Origin of the sequence: Aurantimicrobium sp., assembly GCF_036667855.1 — a bacterium.
Taxonomy (GTDB): Bacteria; Actinomycetota; Actinomycetes; order Actinomycetales; family Microbacteriaceae; genus Aurantimicrobium.
This window is the reverse complement of sequence record NZ_JAVWTF010000008.1, coordinates 13157-31032: the sequence shown is the minus strand read 5'-3', so window position 1 is coordinate 31032 and position 17876 is coordinate 13157. Positions and strand designations below refer to the sequence as shown.

15 protein-coding genes are annotated in these 17876 nt (G+C 49.7%); 14 read left to right on the top strand and 1 reads right to left on the bottom strand.

What is annotated here, in order from left to right; genetic code table 11:
- The first annotated feature begins 55 nt into the window (after positions 1-55).
- From RR877_RS03385 to RR877_RS03335, 11 genes are read left to right on the top strand one after another with little or no spacing between them, the layout of a single operon-like run.
- Positions 56-1000: an FKBP-type peptidyl-prolyl cis-trans isomerase gene (locus RR877_RS03385; protein ID WP_280796273.1), complete on the top strand. Its 945-nt coding sequence runs from the start codon at positions 56-58 to the stop codon at positions 998-1000.
- Between the two features lie 13 nt (positions 1001-1013).
- Complete coding sequence (locus RR877_RS03380; protein ID WP_332550458.1) at positions 1014-2009, top strand: WYL domain-containing protein; 996 nt, start codon at positions 1014-1016, stop codon at positions 2007-2009.
- Positions 2009-2977 carry a WYL domain-containing protein gene (locus tag RR877_RS03375; protein ID WP_280796271.1) on the top strand — a complete coding sequence of 323 codons (969 nt, stop codon included), beginning with the start codon at positions 2009-2011 and terminating at the stop codon, positions 2975-2977. The genes RR877_RS03380 and RR877_RS03375 overlap by 1 nt, the downstream gene beginning before the upstream one ends.
- A 42-nt stretch (positions 2978-3019) precedes the next feature.
- The gene (tatA, locus tag RR877_RS03370; protein ID WP_280796270.1) at positions 3020-3229 is read left to right on the top strand and encodes a Sec-independent protein translocase subunit TatA; all 210 of its coding nucleotides are present in this window, start codon (positions 3020-3022) and stop codon (positions 3227-3229) included.
- A gap of 6 nt (positions 3230-3235) precedes the next feature.
- The gene (tatC, locus tag RR877_RS03365; RefSeq protein ID WP_332550457.1) at positions 3236-4060 is read left to right on the top strand and encodes a twin-arginine translocase subunit TatC; all 825 of its coding nucleotides are present in this window, start codon (positions 3236-3238) and stop codon (positions 4058-4060) included.
- A 3-nt stretch (positions 4061-4063) separates the two neighbouring features.
- Positions 4064-6508: a DEAD/DEAH box helicase gene (locus tag RR877_RS03360; protein WP_332550456.1), complete on the top strand. Its 2445-nt coding sequence runs from the start codon at positions 4064-4066 to the stop codon at positions 6506-6508.
- Positions 6508-7992: an apolipoprotein N-acyltransferase gene (gene lnt, locus RR877_RS03355; protein WP_332550455.1), complete on the top strand. Its 1485-nt coding sequence runs from the start codon at positions 6508-6510 to the stop codon at positions 7990-7992. Before RR877_RS03360 ends, lnt begins: the two co-directional genes overlap by 1 nt.
- Positions 7993-8029: 37 nt before the next feature.
- On the top strand, positions 8030-11545 hold the full coding sequence (gene dnaE / locus RR877_RS03350; RefSeq protein WP_332550454.1) for a DNA polymerase III subunit alpha: 3516 nt from the start codon (positions 8030-8032) through the stop codon (positions 11543-11545).
- 21 nt (positions 11546-11566) lie between these two features.
- On the top strand, positions 11567-12883 hold the full coding sequence (gene hisD, locus RR877_RS03345) for a histidinol dehydrogenase (RefSeq protein WP_332550453.1): 1317 nt from the start codon (positions 11567-11569) through the stop codon (positions 12881-12883).
- Between the two features lie 4 nt (positions 12884-12887).
- A complete protein-coding gene (gene nrdR / locus RR877_RS03340) occupies positions 12888-13352 on the top strand; it encodes a transcriptional regulator NrdR (protein WP_110233365.1) in 465 nt (154 codons plus the stop codon).
- Between the two features lie 2 nt (positions 13353-13354).
- Positions 13355-14416: a quinone-dependent dihydroorotate dehydrogenase gene (locus RR877_RS03335; RefSeq protein ID WP_275425176.1), complete on the top strand. Its 1062-nt coding sequence runs from the start codon at positions 13355-13357 to the stop codon at positions 14414-14416.
- A gap of 3 nt (positions 14417-14419) precedes the next feature.
- On the opposite strand, the gene RR877_RS03330 is transcribed toward RR877_RS03335, so the two are convergent.
- Positions 14420-14986 carry a DUF3043 domain-containing protein gene (locus tag RR877_RS03330; protein ID WP_239406867.1) on the bottom strand — a complete coding sequence of 189 codons (567 nt, stop codon included), beginning with the start codon at positions 14984-14986 and terminating at the stop codon, positions 14420-14422.
- 42 nt (positions 14987-15028) lie between these two features.
- Here RR877_RS03330 and RR877_RS03325 point away from each other — a divergent pair, with 42 nt between their 5' ends.
- The 3 genes from RR877_RS03325 to coxB all read left to right on the top strand — a co-directional run bounded on the left by RR877_RS03325 (position 15029) and on the right by coxB (position 17875).
- Positions 15029-16411 (top strand): dipeptidase, encoded by a 1383-nt coding sequence (locus tag RR877_RS03325; protein WP_332550451.1) that lies wholly within the window; start codon positions 15029-15031, stop codon positions 16409-16411.
- An 81-nt stretch (positions 16412-16492) separates the two neighbouring features.
- Positions 16493-16849, top strand: a complete 357-nt coding sequence (locus RR877_RS03320) for an iron-sulfur cluster assembly accessory protein (RefSeq protein ID WP_110233359.1) — start codon at positions 16493-16495, stop codon at positions 16847-16849.
- A gap of 135 nt (positions 16850-16984) precedes the next feature.
- Positions 16985-17875, top strand: a complete 891-nt coding sequence (gene coxB, locus RR877_RS03315; protein WP_332550450.1) for a cytochrome c oxidase subunit II — start codon at positions 16985-16987, stop codon at positions 17873-17875.
- Position 17876: the final 1 nt, after the last annotated feature.

Sequence of the window (17876 nt, the reverse complement as noted above, 5' to 3'; positions counted from 1 at the left end):
ATAGGCTATTTCTCGTTGAGGTATTTCTTCCTCACAATGATTTTTGCGAGGAATTGTGCGACGTAGTTCTGCCCTTTTTGTCAGTATTGCCCTAGTTGCAGGCTTGAGTGCCTGCGCTTCCCCTGCCGCTGACACTTCCTGCACCCCTCTAGCTGAATCAGGATCGGCAGTAGACAAGGTCAAAGTCACTGGTGGTTTCGGCGAACTTCCTACTGCGACGTTCCCTACTCCACTCACTGCATCCAAGACTGAGCGAAAGATTCTGGTCAAGGGAGATGGATCGCCAGCACTTCCCGGTGGAGCGGTGACCCTTGATTTCACAATCTATAACGGTGAAACCGGCGACATTCTTGGCCAGACCAAATATGACGGTACTGATCTACAGACATCTTCGCTCGATGACACCAGCCTGATTCACGGACTTGTTGCCACGATCCAGTGTGCGCCTGCAGGAAGTCAGATTGTCTCAGTCATTGCCCCGACAGACCTTCTTGACCCCAATGGTGCTCCTATTGGTGATCTGGGTAAGGACACAACACTTGTCGTTGTTGCTGACCTCATCTCAACGAGCCTTGCAAAAGCTAATGGTAAAGATCAGCCTGCCCAAGACGGCTTTCCGGCAGTAGTTCTTGACGCAAACGGTGTTCCAGGAGTCACTGTTCCCAAGTCGAAGGCTCCTACTGAGCTCAAGGTTGAGGTTCTCAAAAAGGGTGACGGACCCGTGGTCAAGGCAGGAAGCTCGGTTACCGTGCACTACACCGGCGTTCTGTGGAGTGACGGAACTGTTTTTGATTCAAGCTGGACACGTAAGTCTCCTGCAACCTTCAGCCTCAACGGTGTTGTTCCTGGTTTTGCTCAGGCGCTTGAAGGTCAAACTGTGGGGTCGCAGATTGTTGCGGTCATTCCTCCAGAGTTGGGCTATGGGAATCAAGACAAGGGAACCATACCCTCCGGCTCCACCCTGGTCTTCGTCATAGACATCTTGGGAACTACTCCCTAATTCGGGAAAATTCATGTCACGCGCAGAGAATCGAATCAAGAAGGAAGACAGGCTTTTCAGCCTGATTCTTGCCCTCGTTTCTTCCCGCGAAGGCTTGACGAAGAATGACATACTCAAAACCGTTCGTGGCTATAGCGACATTTTTGATTACAACGGCAACACTGCCTTGGACAAAATGTTCGAACGGGACAAAGACGAAATTCGTTCCATGGGCGTCATTATTGACACTCTGGAATTGCCGGAAGAAGAGGGACAAACCCACAACATTCGGTATTCGATTTCTCGAAAGAATTACGACTTCCCAGATGATGTGACGTTTACCTCGGATGAACTCACGCTGTTGAACGTTGCAGCTAATGCATGGCGTGAAGCTTCACTTTCGAGTGATTCACGGCACGCACTGACCAAAATTAAGTCTTTAGGTGTGTCAGCCAGTGATCCTTTGATCGGTGTTGCTCCTCATATCCGCACCAATGACAGAGCATTCAATGCAATTGAAGATGCGCTCGAGAATGAGTTAATAATTACTTTCAATTACCTCAAGCCAGGCCAGTCCAAATCTCAGCTCCGTACCGTTTCACCCCTAGCGATGCTCAGTTGGGGAGGGCTCTGGTACGTATTGGCTTTTGACTTTGAAGCTCAAGCTGAACGAACATTTCTCCTCAAACGAATCGTTTCTGTCCCTGTTCGTGTTCCTCAAAAAACGCATCCTCGCCCTTCAGAGAATTATGTGCGTCGACTGCAGTCGGAACTTGAGGAACTCACCAGAGCAAACTCGGCATCTCTGAAACTTCTTTCCGGCTCAGATGCACAACTTCGTCTGACCTCGAAATATGGGTACTCCTCAGAAGAGACAGCCATCACCTTTGGTTTTTCTGATTTAGAACTCCTTGCAGATGAACTCGTGGTCTTCGGCAATCAGGTCAGTGTTGTTTCACCATCTGAACTGGCAGAAGCTGTGCGTGCACGTCTAGAGCTCATCTCTTCACAGCATGGCGGTGAGCAATAGTGGCCGCATCTCGATTAGAAGCAGCAGACCGCGTCACGTTGTTGATGGCTTTTGTTCCATATTTGATTGACCAAGGTGCTGTACCAGTTGATCAATTAGCTGTACATTTCGACATCACACCTGCTCAAGTGCAAGAGCTTGTCCAACTTCTTGCCATGTCTGGAGTTCCAGGGGATAACGGTTTTTATCAGCATCAGGATCTCTTCGATATCAACTGGGACCTCTTTGAGGAAGAACAGATCGTAGAACTGTGGCAACACGTTGCTGTTGAAGCCACACCAAGATTTTCGGCTCGTGAAGCCGCTGCGTTATTAGCCGGTCTTCAATACATTTCCGCAATTGTCCCGGATAAAGACAAGTCAGTAATTGAACAATTGGTTTCGAAGATAGCTTTAGGGGCCTCAGCTGCACCAGAAAACCTTCTCGTTACACCTGCTGTTTCTCCGGTTGATTTGGGAGTCATTAGGCAAGCGGTAGCTGCTGGTCTGAGTGTTCATTTTTCGTATCAAAATGCCACAGGTGAACGTCTATCCAGAACAGTCGACCCCCTCCGCCTCGACTTAGTGGGGGAGTCCTGGTACCTGCGAGGCTGGAGCCACGAACGTGAAGCACTGAGGACATTTCGGTTAGACCGAATTTCTGAACTCACCGTCTCAAACCAGCCGATCACGACAACTCTGACCCACGGTGACCTTCCGGATGAACTTTTTGATATCTCCGACTCTCACATTCGTGTGAGCTGTGTTGTTGAAGAATCTTCGTTGCCATTGATATCTGCCTATAGGCCAGTAGTTATGAGCGCAGCAGAGGGTGACACAGTTCAGATTGAAGTAGCTTTCAGTGATCTTTCCAGTGTTCCAGTCTTTGTTTCCCAGCTTCCCGGTGCAATTCGAGTGGTCTCACCACCAGAAGCTGTTTCCGCTGTGAGCAGATGGGCCCAGCAGGCACTCACCGGCTATAACGCCTAAACTAGTGACAACACCTTCGCAACAATTCATAAGGAAGTACAGATGCTAGGAAATCTCTCCGGATGGCACTTGCTCATCATCATTGCCATCATTCTGTTGTTGTTCGGTGCACCAAAACTTCCCGGTCTTGCTCGTTCACTCGGACAGTCCATGCGAATTTTCAAGAGTGAAGTTAAGCAGATGAAAGAAGAAGATCAGACCCCTTCTGATTCAAGCTCCACCGACTCAAGCGACTCTTCAAAGTCCGCTTAGTAGCCCATGGCTGCACGGCAGACTAAAGCCTCTCGGCGCGAAGGAAAGATGTCCCTAGGTGGACACCTTGTTGAACTTCGCAAAAGGCTCTATCTCTCTGCCCTCTTTATTGTTATCGGTGCGGTTCTCGGCTGGTTGTTGGCAGATTTTCTCCTTGCTCAACTTCGAGAACCCATCTTCCTGGTCGCTTCTGAACAGGACCGAGTCGCAACACTCAACTATGACGGCATCACGAGTGCCTTTGACTTGAAACTTCAGATTGCCTTCACCGTTGGCATCGTTATTTCGAGTCCCTTCTGGCTTTATCAGATCTGGGCATTCTTTATGCCAGGGCTTACAAAGAAGGAAATCAAGTACACCCTGGGTTTTATGTTGAGCGCTATTCCGCTCTTTTTAGCGGGCTGTGCTGCCGGGTGGTATGTCTATCCCCATATCGTTGCGCTGATGACGAGTTTCGCACCAAGTGATGATGCCACCATCATTACGGCAAAGACATATTTCGATTTCGTGTTGAAACTGGTTCTCGTCGTTGGTGTGGCTTTCGTGCTCCCGGTATTCCTGGTGTTATTCAATTTCGCTGGATTGCTCTCTGCACAGAGCATCATCAAGTCGTGGCGCATCGCAGTCCTGGTCATTTTTTTGTTCACAGCAATCGCAACGCCTGCCGCAGATGTTCTGTCCATGTTCCTGCTGGCCATCCCCATGGTTCTTCTCTATTTCGCTGCTGCGGGTATTGCTTGGCTACATGACCGTCGTCAGGGAAAGAAGCAATTGACGTTCAGCGATGACAGTCCAAGCATTGTTCCTCCTTCAGAACCCCTTTCGGCATAATCGATGGTTGAACTCAGTGCTGCAGAACGTTTTGCCCAGGCACAGGCTCGAAATAAAACTCCACTGGTCAATGCCTTTCGTGAAAAACGTTCCTTTGATTTAGATCCGTTCCAAATCGCTGCCGCCAACGTTCTTGAAGCAGGGAACAGTGTGTTGGTAGCTGCTCCCACAGGTGCAGGTAAAACAGTTGTCGCAGAATTTGCTGTTTTCCTCGCCATGAGCACGTCTTCAGACAAGTTGTTCTACACAACCCCCATGAAGGCCCTCTCGAATCAGAAATACAACGAGTTTGTCGAGGAATGGGGTGCTGAAAATGTCGGCATTCTCACCGGGGATACAAATATCAATTCCGGTGCTCGCATTGTGGTGATGACCACTGAAGTTCTTCGTAACATGCTTTACGCGGATAGTGATCTCCTTGCAGATCTTCGTTTCGTTGTCATGGACGAGATTCACTATCTTGCCGATAGATTCCGAGGTGCTGTTTGGGAAGAAGTCATTATTCACCTGCCCCAACATGTTCGGCTCGTTGGTCTGAGCGCCACTGTTTCCAACGCAGAAGAATTCGGTGATTGGCTTCAAGCAGTACGCGGTGACACAGACATCATCGTTTCTGAAGACCGTCCGGTCCCGCTCGATCAACATGTCTTAGTAGGCAATAAATTCATTGACTTGTTTGATGGCTCCACAGCTGCCGCACAACATCGTGTCAATCCTGAATTACTTCGGCTTGCTCATTCCAATCAGCGTGCTCCACACATTCGTTCTGCAGGTCGCAATGCCAACCGTGGCGGCAGGAACAACAGACCTCAATATGCACAGAATCAGCCTCTTCAAGGCCGAATGGATCGTGCCAACATCATCGAGTTGTTGGCGGAGAAGAATCTTCTCCCAGCCATTTCTTTCATATTCAGTCGTGCGGGCTGTGACCAGGCAGTATCACAAGTTCTTCGCTCAGGTATTCGCCTCACGGATGCGGAAGAACGAGAGATTATTCGAGACATAGTTGAAGAACGATGCAGCGTTCTTGCCGACGAAGATCTCGGGGTATTGGGATATTGGGAATGGCTAGAAGGTTTAGAGCGGGGTGTTGCCGCTCACCACGCAGGATTACTTCCTGCATTCAAAGAGGTAGTTGAAGAGCTCTTTCAAAAGAAACTTGTGAAGGTTGTCTTTGCCACTGAAACTCTTGCTCTAGGTATCAATATGCCTGCTCGAACTGTGGTGCTGGAAAAACTAGAAAAGTTCAACGGTGAAGCACGTGTTCCATTAACGCCAGGGGAGTACACCCAGCTCACCGGTCGCGCAGGACGACGTGGTATCGATGTGGAGGGACATTCCCTCATTCAGTGGGCAAACAACCTAGATCCACAGACAGTTGCCTCTCTTGCTAGTCGGCGAACGTATCCTCTGAATTCCAGTTTCAGGCCGACCTACAACATGGCCATCAACCTGATTGAACAGTTTGGCCGAAGCAGAACCAGAGAGATTCTGGAAAGTAGTTTTGCTCAATTCCAAGCAGACCGAGCTGTTGTCGATCTTGCTCGCAAGGTCAAACAACAAGAAGAAACACTTGCTGGCTATGCCGAACCAATGACCTGTCACTTAGGTGACTTTGCAGAATATGCAGCATTGCGACGCACGTTGACCGATGTTGAAAAACAATCCGAACTAGGTTCTCGGGCAGCCAAAGAAAAACGTAGTGCTGAACTCAATTCGCTGCGTAAGCAGATGAAAAGCCATGCCTGCCATCATTGCCCTGATCGTGAACAACACGCCAGATGGGCCGAACGCTGGTGGCGCCTCAAGCGCGAGACAGAAAAATTAGTTCAACAGATTAATACTCGGACAGGTGCAGTTGCACGCATCTTTGACCGAGTTTGTGACGTTCTGGTGGACATGGACTACCTGATGAAAGATCCTCACGGAACAGAGTTTTCGCTCACCCCTAAGGGCGAGTCCTTAGGAAAGATTTACGGTGAACGTGACCTCTTGATTGCGGAGTCCATTCGACTCAAGTTGTGGGATGAACTTGATGCTCCTGGCTTGGCCGCCATGGCGTGTGCGATTGTGTTTGAACCACGACGCGAAGAGGGTTTGGTCAACGAACGATATCTTCCTCGAGGAAAATTCATCGATGCACTTCATGAGACACAAAGTCTCTGGTCGGATCTAGAAGAGCTGGAAAACTATCACAAGCTTCCTGGCACACATCCGCTCGCTACCGGCCTCTCATTGGCGATGTATAAATGGGCAAAGGGCTCACGTTTAGACGATGTGTTGTTTAATGCAGATATGCCTGCTGGAGACTTTGTGCGCTGGTCAAAACAGACCATTGACTTACTCGACCAACTTGCACAGGTCACTTCTGGTGATCTTCAAAAAACTGCCCGCACAGCCTTAGATCACGTGCGACGTGGCATTGTTGCGTATTCCACGGTGGCCTGATGAAAAGACTCAATTTTTGGATTGCACTGTTTCTCGCTGTGGTATCAGGGTTTGCTTTGCAGGGTGCATTTCCGGCAACCAACTTCTGGCCTTTAGCTTTTGTCGGCGTATTTCTCCTTCTGTGGTCACTACTCGGTCGCTCTTTCTGGACAGCATTTATCGTCGGTTCTTCAGCCGGAGCAGCATTCTGGCTGTCACTGATTAACTGGCTTACCCTCTATCTCGGGCCGGTTCCTTGGTTGGCACTCGGAATTTTGCAGGCCCTTTTCTTTGGGCTGGGTGCTTCGCTCATCTCGATTGTGATCAATCGAGGCCCTACGCGGTGGACCAACAAATGGGGTCGTATTGGGCTCGTCAGTATTGTCATTGCATCGCTATGGACTCTTCGTGAAAGCATCACAAGCGTGTGGCCTTATGGAGGTTTTTCGTGGGGCAGGTTGGCGCAATCGCAATCTGAGAGCCCTATTGCCCATGTCGTCACCTGGGTTGGAACAGCAGGGCTGAGCTTCTGCGTTGCTGTGACTGCCGCTCTTGTCTTTCAAGTACTCCGAGAGAGACATCGCCCCTTACTCGTTTACCCCATACTCGCGTTCGTTGTCCTCATTGCTATTCCTGGTTTCACCATAGATATCTCAGGGACGACAAATGTTCTCGCTGTTCAGGGCAACTCTAAGGCTGGTTTATTTGACCATGGTGCGCCTGGTTCTATTCTTCAAGATCATGTGTCTGGAACTCTTCCTTATGCCGGAGAAGATATCGACATGGTTGTCTGGCCAGAGAACGCCAGCGACGTGGACCCTCTTGAATCAGAGCTTGCCGCACTCACGCTCACTACTGTTTCAAAAAAACTGGGCGCACCCATTGTGACCGGAACGATCACAACTAATGCAGACGATGAGAACTTTAACTCCTCTTTAGTGTGGACAGATCGTGCAATTGCTCAGTACGACAAGATCCATCCAGTTCCGTTCGCCGAGTACATGCCCAATAGAGAATTGTGGCGCACATTCCAGCCCGAACTTGTTGATCTTGTTACCCGAGATTATTCGTTTGGAACGCGATCTAACGTTGTTGACATCAATGGTGTTCTTGCCGGTATTGCCCTTTGCTTTGACATTACTGATGACCAACAGGCCTATCAGTTGATTGATGGAGGAGCGCAGCTCATCCTTGCCCAAACTAATAATGCTGATTTTGGGAAAACTTCAGAAAATCTTCAACAATTAGCTATTGCGCGTCTTCGAGCAATTGAAACAGGACGATCTGTTGTCAACATCTCTACGGTGGGGACTTCAGAAATCATTTCTCCTACAGGTGAAACGATTTCGAGTATTCCTGCCTATCAACCAGGTGAGATGTTGAGCGCTGTTCCCTTGAGCTCAACCATCACCCCTGCGATGGCTTTCGGTCGAACAATCGAATGGACGATCGGCGCTGTTGGCGTTGTCGGTTTGTCGCTCATTCTCATTCGTCGCAAGCCCTAGAATTGAACTTCTAGAGACTTACGAAACCGGAGTGAACATGGGCAAGGACAACGATTCTTTCGTTCACCTTCATGTTCATTCTGAGTACTCCATGCTCGATGGTGCTGCACGTGTCAAGCCACTTGTGAATGCAGCTGTCGAGGCAGGAATGCCTGCGATTGCTATTACCGACCACGGAAATATGTTCGGGGCCTATGACTTCTGGAATGCTGCAACAGACGCCGGCATTAAACCAATTATTGGTACGGAGGCGTACCTCACTCCTGGAACTCATCGCACCGATAAAACCCGTATTCGTTGGAATAACGGTGGGGATGATGACGTTTCTGGTGGTGGTGCTTATACGCACATGACTTTGCTGTCTTCCTCGACCGAGGGCATGCATAACCTCTTCAAGATGTCCTCTTTGGCTTCACTTGAGGGCTACTACTTCAAGCCTCGTATGGACCGTGAACTCCTCAACACCTACGGGAAGGGCCTCATCGCGACAACAGGCTGCCCTGGTGGTGAAATTCAAACCCGCCTGCGCATTGGTCAATATGATGAAGCACGCGCAGCGGCGGCAGAATTCCGTGACATTTTCGGCAAAGAAAACTTCTTCGTTGAAATTATGGATCACGGTCTGGATATTGAGCGTCGAGTTGTCACAGATCTCATCAAGCTCTCTAAAGATTTAGGGTTACCTCTCGTTGCAACCAACGATCTCCACTACACGCATGCTCATGACGCTGATGCACACGCCGCGTTGTTATGTGTTCAGTCGGGATCCACTCTGGATGACCCCAACAGATTTAAGTTCGAATCAAATGAGTTCTATCTCAAGTCAGCCGCTGAAATGCGCCGACTCTTTGCTGACTACCCCGAAGCCTGTGACAACACGTTGCTCATCGCTGAGCGGTGTGAAACCAGCTTTGAAAAACGTGATCTCATGCCACGTTTCCCTGTGCCAGAGGGTGAGACGGAAGCAACGTGGTTTGAAAAAGAAGTTGCCGCTGGTCTAGCTCGTCGATTCCCCAACGGTGTCTCCGATGCTCATAAGGCACAAGCCAAATATGAAGTTGATGTCATCATTCAGATGGGTTTCCCCGGCTACTTCCTCGTCGTCGCTGACTTCATTGCGTGGGCACGTCAGCAGGGTATTCGGGTTGGCCCTGGTCGTGGTTCGGCAGCAGGTTCACTCGCGTCATATGCCATGGGTATTACCGAGTTAGATCCGATCCACCACGGTTTGATTTTTGAGCGTTTCCTGAACCCAGAACGTGTTTCCATGCCCGATGTCGATGTCGACTTCGATGATCGTCGACGTGGTGAAGTAATTCGCTATGTCACGGAAAAATATGGCAGTGACCGTGTTGCACAAATTGTGACATACGGCACCATCAAGGCCAAGCAAGCTCTCAAAGACTCATCTCGCGTATTGGGAATGCCCTATTCGGTAGGGGAGAAGCTCACCAAAGCGATGCCTCCATCCATCATGGGTAAGGACATCACCCTGACCGAAATTATGGATCCTCAGGCACCGCGATACAAGGAGGCGGCTGACTTCCGATCGGTTCTTGAATCTGATGTTGATGCACAGACTGTTTTCAACACGGCACAAGGTATAGAAAACCTCAAGCGTCAATGGGGTGTTCACGCAGCTGGTGTGATCATGTCGGCTGAGCCATTGATGGATGTTATTCCCATCATGAAACGTGAAGATGATGGCACCATCATTACGCAATTCGATCAACCACCTTGTGAATCTCTTGGCTTGCTCAAGATGGACTTCTTGGGGCTGCGTAACCTCACGGTTATTCAAGATGCCCTTGTCAATATTCAGAACAACCGTGGCATCACGGTTGAGCCTGAACTGTTAGATCTTGATTCTGACCCAGCAACATATGAATTGCTCTCTCGTGGTGACACCCTTGGTGTTTTCCAACTCGATGGTGGGCCGATGCGTGCTCTACTGCGTCAACTCAAACCTACGAACTTTGAAGATATTTCGGCTGTTATTGCTTTGTATCGCCCAGGTCCCATGGGTATGAACTCGCACACCAATTACGCATTACGTAAGAACGGCCTTCAAGAGATTGAGCCTATTCACCCCGAGCTTGAGGAACCACTCTCTGAAATCTTGGGAACAACCTACGGTCTCATTGTTTATCAAGAGCAAGTGATGGCAGTTGCTCAAAAGGTCGCAGGATTTACTCTCGGTCAAGCAGATGTATTGCGTCGCGCAATGGGTAAGAAGAAGAAGTCAGAACTGGATAAGCAGTTTGCAGACTTTGAAGCGGGCATGCTCGCTAATGGATATTCAGCCCCCGCGGTCAAAATTCTCTGGGATACCTTGATGCCCTTCGCTGACTACGCCTTCAACAAGGCTCACTCTGCTGGATACGGAGTTCTGAGCTATTGGACCGCTTATCTCAAGGCAAATTTCCCGGCTGAATATATGGCAGCTCTCTTGACATCAGTTGGTGATTCCAAAGACAAACTAGGTATTTACCTGTCTGAATGTCGACGAATGGGGCTCAACGTTTTGGCTCCAGATGTGAATGAATCAGACGGTGTTTTCTCCGCAGTTGGTCAAGATATTCGCTTCGGTATGGGTGCTATTCGCAACGTCGGTTTTGGCGTCGTTGAACACATTAAGTCAGCCCGTGCGGAAAAGGGTCGCTTTGATTCTTTCCACGACTTCCTCAAAAAGGTTCCTGTTCAAGTCGCAAACAAGAAGACGCTGGAGTCGCTCATTAAAGCTGGCGCTTTTGATGCGATGGGGAATACACGACGTGCACTCGTAGAGATTCATGAGGATGCAGTCGAATCTGCTGTGAGTCTCAAGCGCAACGAAGCCCTTGGTCAAGTTGATCTTTTCGGTGACATGTTTGAGTTCACTGAAGAGCACTCTCAAGTTCCCGATCGACCTGAATTTACCAAACGTGACAAGCTCGCTTTTGAACGTGAAATGCTGGGTCTCTATGTCTCCGATCACCCCCTTGCTGGGCTTGAACTCCAATTGGCTAAGCATGCAACGGTGACTATCAACGACCTCACTACAAGTGACACCACCATGGACGGAGACATCGTGGTTCTTGCCGGCCTCGTCACAGAGGTCCAAAGACGTATCGCGAAGAAATCAGGCAATGCCTACGGCATTATCAAGCTGGAAGATTTCGGCGGCGAGATGGACATTATGCTGCTTGGTCGCACCTATCAAGAGTTTGGTCCCATGCTCGAAACAGACTTAGTTTTAGCAGTTAAGGGCCGGGTTAACGTTCGCGATGATGGACTCAACATCCAAGCTATGAGTATGTTCGTCCCAGACGTCGGTGCTGTTGTGGGCGAACAAGGTCCGCTGAACCTGGTTTTACCAGAAGTAAGAGCAACCTCCTCAACCATTGGAGAGCTCTCCGAGGTCCTCAAACGTCACCCTGGTCAATCTGAAGTGCGATTGCGACTTACCCGCGGGGCAACTGCACGCATCTTTGAACTCCCTGCTCGCGTCAACGTGTCATCAGATTTGTATGGAGAGCTAAAGTCACTCCTAGGTCCAGGTTGCCTCGGTTAGCGGAAATAGACTGGACACCTGATGATTCACACTCTTGATTTGCGTGGAAGACGACCTTCTCGCGCTGAACTACTGGCACTCATTCCTCGAACAGAGGTTGATGTTGATGTTGCCCTCGACGTTGCTACGTCGCTGATTAGTGATGTTCGTGATCGTGGATCCGAGGCCTTGCGGGAACAGGCTTCACGCTTGGACAAAGTTGACGATTATGAACTTCGCGTTCCTCAGTCCCACATCGATGAAGCTGTCGCTTCGTTATCTCCGCAGTTACGGGCTTCATTAGAAACAGCTATTGCTCGAGTCCGGATAGGTTCTGCCGCCCAGGTTCCTGCTGCTGTTCGTAGTGAAATCGCACCCGGGGCTGTAATCACACAAAGATGGCAACCAGTAGAGCGTGTTGGTCTCTATGTGCCAGGCGGAAAAGCTGTTTATCCTTCTAGCGTCATCATGAATGTTGTGCCTGCACAGGTTGCTGGCGTTAGCTCGATTGCTCTTGCTTCTCCAGCACAGGCTCACTTCGGTGGCCGGGTTCACCCGACCATCCTTGCTGCTGCAGGTTTGCTGGGTGTTTCTGAGGTGTACGCAATGGGTGGCGCAGGTGCGATTGGCGCCTTCGCCTACGGTGTCGAAGATCTGGGTCTCGTTCCTGTCAATGTGGTTACGGGTCCGGGTAACGTCTATGTTGCCGCCGCGAAAAGATTGGTTCGTGGCCGCGTAGGAATTGATTCTGAAGCAGGTCCGACTGAAATTCTGATCATTGCTGATTCTTCAGCCAGAGCTGATTTCATTGCTGCTGACCTTATTTCTCAGGCAGAACACGACGAAATGGCCTCTGCTGTATTGGTTACTGATTCTGAAGAACTCGCTCGTGCTGTTACGCAGCACGTTTCAGAACTGGCGGAAAAGACTGCTCACGCTCAGCGCGTGAAGATTGCTCTCGAAGGCCCACAATCTGCACTCGTACTCGTTGATGATCTCTCTGTAGCCGTCGATTTTTCGAATGCGTATGGACCCGAGCATCTAGAAATTCACACTCAGAAGAACTCTGAGGTTGTCGCTCAGATCACCAATGCTGGTGCTCTGTTTGTAGGGGATTACAGCCCAGTGAGTTTGGGTGACTATTCCGCCGGTTCTAACCACGTTCTCCCCACTGCAGGCCAGGCCCTGTTTTCTTCTGGTCTGGGAGCGTATACATTCCTGCGACCCCAGCAGGTCATCGAATACTCCAAGGCTGCGCTTTCCGAGGTTGCCCGTGGTATTCGTGTACTAGCTGATGATGAAGATTTGCCCGCCCACGGTGATGCAGTAGATATCCGTTTCAACACAGAGGACAATTAGTCGAATGTATTGCCCCTTTTGCCGCCATTCAGATTCCCGCGTAATCGACTCTCGCACGAGCGACGATGGCCTCTCCATTCGTCGTCGTCGTCAATGTCCTGAGTGCAATGGTCGTTTCTCCACACTCGAAACTGCGTCACTTTCTGTGATTAAGCGCTCAGGTGTGGTTGAGTCATTCAGTCGCGAAAAGGTCGTTGCAGGTGTCCGTAAGGCGTGCCAGGGAAGACCAGTTACTGATGCGGATCTTGCCGTGCTGGCCCAAAAGGTTGAAGAAACCATTCGCGCCACGGGAGCGTCCCAGATTGAAGCAAACGAAATTGGTTTAGCAATACTGCCTTCCTTGCGCGAACTCGATGAAGTTGCCTACCTACGTTTTGCCAGTGTGTATCAAGCTTTTGACTCACTCGAAGACTTCGAAGTTGCAGTTCAAACCTTGCGTTCCGAACGTCAGACAGGTCAGGCTCAGTAGTAGTGGCAACTCACAACGGCAATCACTCCTTTTACAATCTAATCTTCAAGGGGTTTTTCAAGTTCATAGACCCTGAGGATGCTCACCACCTCGGTGCGTTTGTCATCAAACTTGCTGGCCTACCTGGTATTCGTTCGATCAAGCACGCTTTTTCGCAGCCCAATCCTGAACTTCATGTTCAAGCGCTGGGATTACATTTCGATTCACCCTTTGGAATGGCTGCTGGTTTTGATAAAGACGTCACCATGGTTTCAGGGCTGTATGCGCTCGGCTTTGGTCACGTAGAAGTTGGCACTCTGACTGCCCACGCACAACCTGGAAACCCGAAGCCTCGTCTTTTCCGCTTGATTCCAGACCGTGCATTGATTAACCGGATGGGCTTCAACAACGGGGGAGCGGCAGCTGCAGTTCCTCGTTTGAAAAGACTCCGTGCTTTGAAACACCGCCCTGTGATCGGGGTAAACATTGGGAAATCCCGAATTACTGAAGTTGAGAATGCGACTGAGGATTACCTCATCAGCACTAAACTTCTTGCCCCTTTGGCTGACTATCTTGTCGTGAATGTCAGCTCACCCAACACGCCAGGGCTTCGTGGGTTGCAAGAGATTACACAACTCAAACCTCTCCTCAGCGCGGTCAAAAATGCTTCTGGCGATACGCCTCTATTGGTGAAGATTGCACCAGATCTCACGACTGAAGAAATATCCGAGATTGCAAAGTTAGCGGTTTCTCTCGGGCTTGATGGCATTATCGCCACAAACACCACGATTAGTCGCGAGGGCCTAGTTTCGGATCCTGCACGCGTCGAAGCTATTGGCGCAGGTGGATTGTCTGGTGCCCCACTTGCAAATCGTTCACTTGAGGTGCTCAAGCACATTCGATCTATCGTTCCAGCACAGATGTGCATCATTTCAGTCGGTGGTATTGAAACAGCTGAACAGATACAAGAACGGCTCAATGCTGGAGCAACCCTTGTTCAGGGATATTCAGCGTTTGTTTACAACGGCCCTCTTTGGGCCGTCAAGCTCAACCGCGGCTTGAAAAAATTAGCGGCACGTAGCTAACAACTAGCTTGGGTATTGACGGCGACCAACTTGTGGCTTAGGCAAACGCAAGGGGCGCATCTGCAGGCTGCGCATACCGGCATACCAGCGAACACCCTTATCCAAAGTTCCAAACTTGGCGGTGATGCGCTTTCTCAGCTGTACACCGAGAATCATCACATCAATCAGTGCAATAAAGAAGAACGCCCAGAGTACGAGGAACGAACTTTCCTGAACGGGGAGACTGGGGATAAAAGTCATAATGATGACCAGGAACATGAAGGGCACCATCAGTTCGCCAACGTTATAGCGAGCATCTACGAAATCACGAGCAAATTTCTTTTGAGGACCACGGTCACGCATGGGGAGGTATCGTTCATCACCAGCAGCAAGTCCGATACGTGCCTTGTTGCGTTCCTCGTTTAAACGAGCGCGCTCCATACGAGCAGCTTCCTTACGGTCGCTGGGCACAAGGGGACGCTTGTTTGCAGCTTCTCGTTCCTTGCGACTGGGTGTTGCGTGGCCCTTGCCAGAACTGTTTTCTTCGACAGTTGATTCTGCAGTGGTGTTTTCTTCAGATTTCTTAGCCACGATGGTCCTTTGTTTGAATGCTACGCCCATAAGATTACCGGCATGACAGCTTCAATTTCTGACGTTCGCTCTGTGGTGTCTCAAACGTTTCCTCAATCTCTCAACGAACTGAAAGATTTAGTTCGTATCCCTTCGGTTTCTTGGTCTTCTTTTGATCCTGAACAAGTAGCTCGAAGTGCACAGGCTGTCTCAGACCTCCTTGCAGGAACTAATTTGTTCGAGGACGTATTTATCCTGCGTTCTCAGAAGTCAGACAGTAAAGAACTTGGACAACCAGCTGTTGTCGCACGACGCAACCCCGCACCAGGAATGCCTACTGTCCTTCTCTATGCCCACCATGATGTTCAGCCTCCTGGTGACCTCGCGATGTGGGAAAGTTCTCCTTTTGAACCAGAAGAACGAAGTGGGCGACTTCACGGTCGCGGTGCAGCTGACGACAAGGCGGGAATCATGGCTCATGTCACCTCCTTGCGTTTACTCCCTGAGCTTGTCGAAAACGTGGAACTTGGAATCGTTGTGTTCATTGAAGGTGAAGAAGAATTCGGTTCTCCATCTTTCGAGAATTTCTTATCTGATCACCACGAACTTCTCGCATCTGATGTGATCGTCGTAGCAGATTCAGGAAATTGGAACACTGAAACACCCGCTTTGACCACCACACTTCGCGGAAACGCAACATTCAAGCTCACGGTTCGAACTCTGGATCATGCACTTCATTCGGGCATGTTTGGAGGGGCAGTGCCAGATGCCTTCATGGCATTTGCCGGACTTGTTTCATCTTTCTACAGCCCTTCTGGTTCAGTTGCTATCGAGGGACTACACAGATCATTGGTAACTCCACCTGACTACACCGAGGAGCACATGAGGGACGAGAGTGGTGTTCTTGATTCTGTTTCTCTTATCGGAGATGGTCATGTCTTAGAGCGTCTCTGGTCTCAGCCGTCAATTACGGTGACGGGGATAGACATTCCTGATGTGGCGAATGCGTCGAACACCTTGCTTCCCAGTGTTTCTGCTCGAATCAGCGTAAGAGTCGCCCCAGGTCAATCAGCTTCTGAAGCTTTCTCTGCCATTCAACAACACATCACTGAGCACATCCCGTTTGGGGCGATTGTTGAGTTTGAGGATGTGAATTTAGGAGAAGCGTTCTCAACAGATACATCTGGCTGGGCAGCTCAATCAATTTCACACGCACTTACTCAATCATGGGATCAAGAAGTCGTGAATATGGGTGTTGGTGGTTCAATCCCATTCATTTCAAGTTTTGTCTCTGCTTTCCCCAATGCTCAGGTGTTGGTTACTGGTGTTGAGGACCCTGACTCTCGAGCTCATAGCCCGAATGAGTCATTACATATCGAGTCTTTTGAGAAGGCAATTGTTGCTGAGTTGCTCTTTTTGGTAGACCTGAACTCGAAAAAACCTTGATTTCTCAGGAATATTGCAGACTACTTTCACCTTCTGCTTTTAGAATGGTGTTACCCGCTACAACCCTTCCAAGGAGTGGAAATGACTGAAACGACAACAGCCGAAGTTAAGGCACATGGCGTTGGTCTCACTGACGCAGCTGCACAGAAAGTTCGCGCGCTCCTGGAGCAGGAGGGACGCGATGATCTTCGTCTCCGTATTGCTGTTCAGCCTGGCGGATGCTCAGGTCTGATTTACCAGCTTTATTTTGACGAACGCGTCATGGATGGCGACGCCATCGTAGATTTCGGGGGAGTAGGCGTAGCCGTCGACAAGATGAGTGTTCCTTATCTTGATGGAGCAACCATCGACTTTGAAGACACCATTCAAAAGCAGGGGTTCACCATCGACAACCCCAATGCGGAGGGTAGTTGTGCATGCGGAGATTCTTTCCACTAAAGAACTTATGTTTCGCTTCTGAGGAGCGAAAATTCAGCACGTTGCTACACTTTCACAGCTCTTTCTGAGGGTAGAGTTGAAATGTTCGGAACATTCATGTTTCGTTTTTGAACAAGTGTTTGTGAAAGGCCAATAGTGCGTTCTACACGTCGAATCCGATGGGCTGCGATTCCCCTCGCAGCAACGCTAGTACTTGCGTTATCTGCATGTACTGATCAGGAGCTTGCAGGCTATATGCCTGGCTTCGTTTCTGGGGCCTCTCCAGTAACAAACCACACTCAGCTCGTAACTGACTTCTGGGTCAACAGCTGGATTGTTCTCCTCGGTATTGGATTTATCACCTGGGGTCTGTTGCTGTGGTCGATGGTTGTTTATCGACGCCGCAAGACTGACACTGGTCTCCCAGTCCAGCTGCGTTACAACATGCCCATCGAGATTCTTTTCACAGTCATCCCATTCATTCTCATCATTGGTCTGTTCGCACTCACGGCTCGTGATACAGAAATCATTGAAAAACGCTTCGACGCTCCAGAAGTCACCATTCAGGCATTCGGTAAGCAATGGGCGTGGGACTTCAACTACACCAATGAAGATGTCTACTACTCGGGAATCCAGGTACAGCCTGACCTTTCAGAAGGTGCTGAACAGGGTGCAATTGAGGAATCTTCATTACCAACTCTCTACTTGCCCGTTGGTAAGAAGGTAGAAATCCAGCTCAACGCTCGCGATGTCATTCACTCCTTCTGGGTTATCGACTTCCTGTACAAGAAAGACATGATTCCCGGAAAGACGAATTACATGTCGATCATCCCTGAACGTGAGGGTACCTATGCAGGAAAGTGTGCAGAACTCTGTGGTGAATTCCACTCACAGATGCTTTTCCAAGTGAAGGTAGTTTCTCAGGAAGAGTACGACGCCTACATCCAGAGTCTGCGTGATCAAGGCTTTGAAGGTCAGCTCGGCACTGAGTATGACCGCAACAGTAACCAAGCGAATGTAGTCGCATCCGCTAACGAGTCGAAGTAGT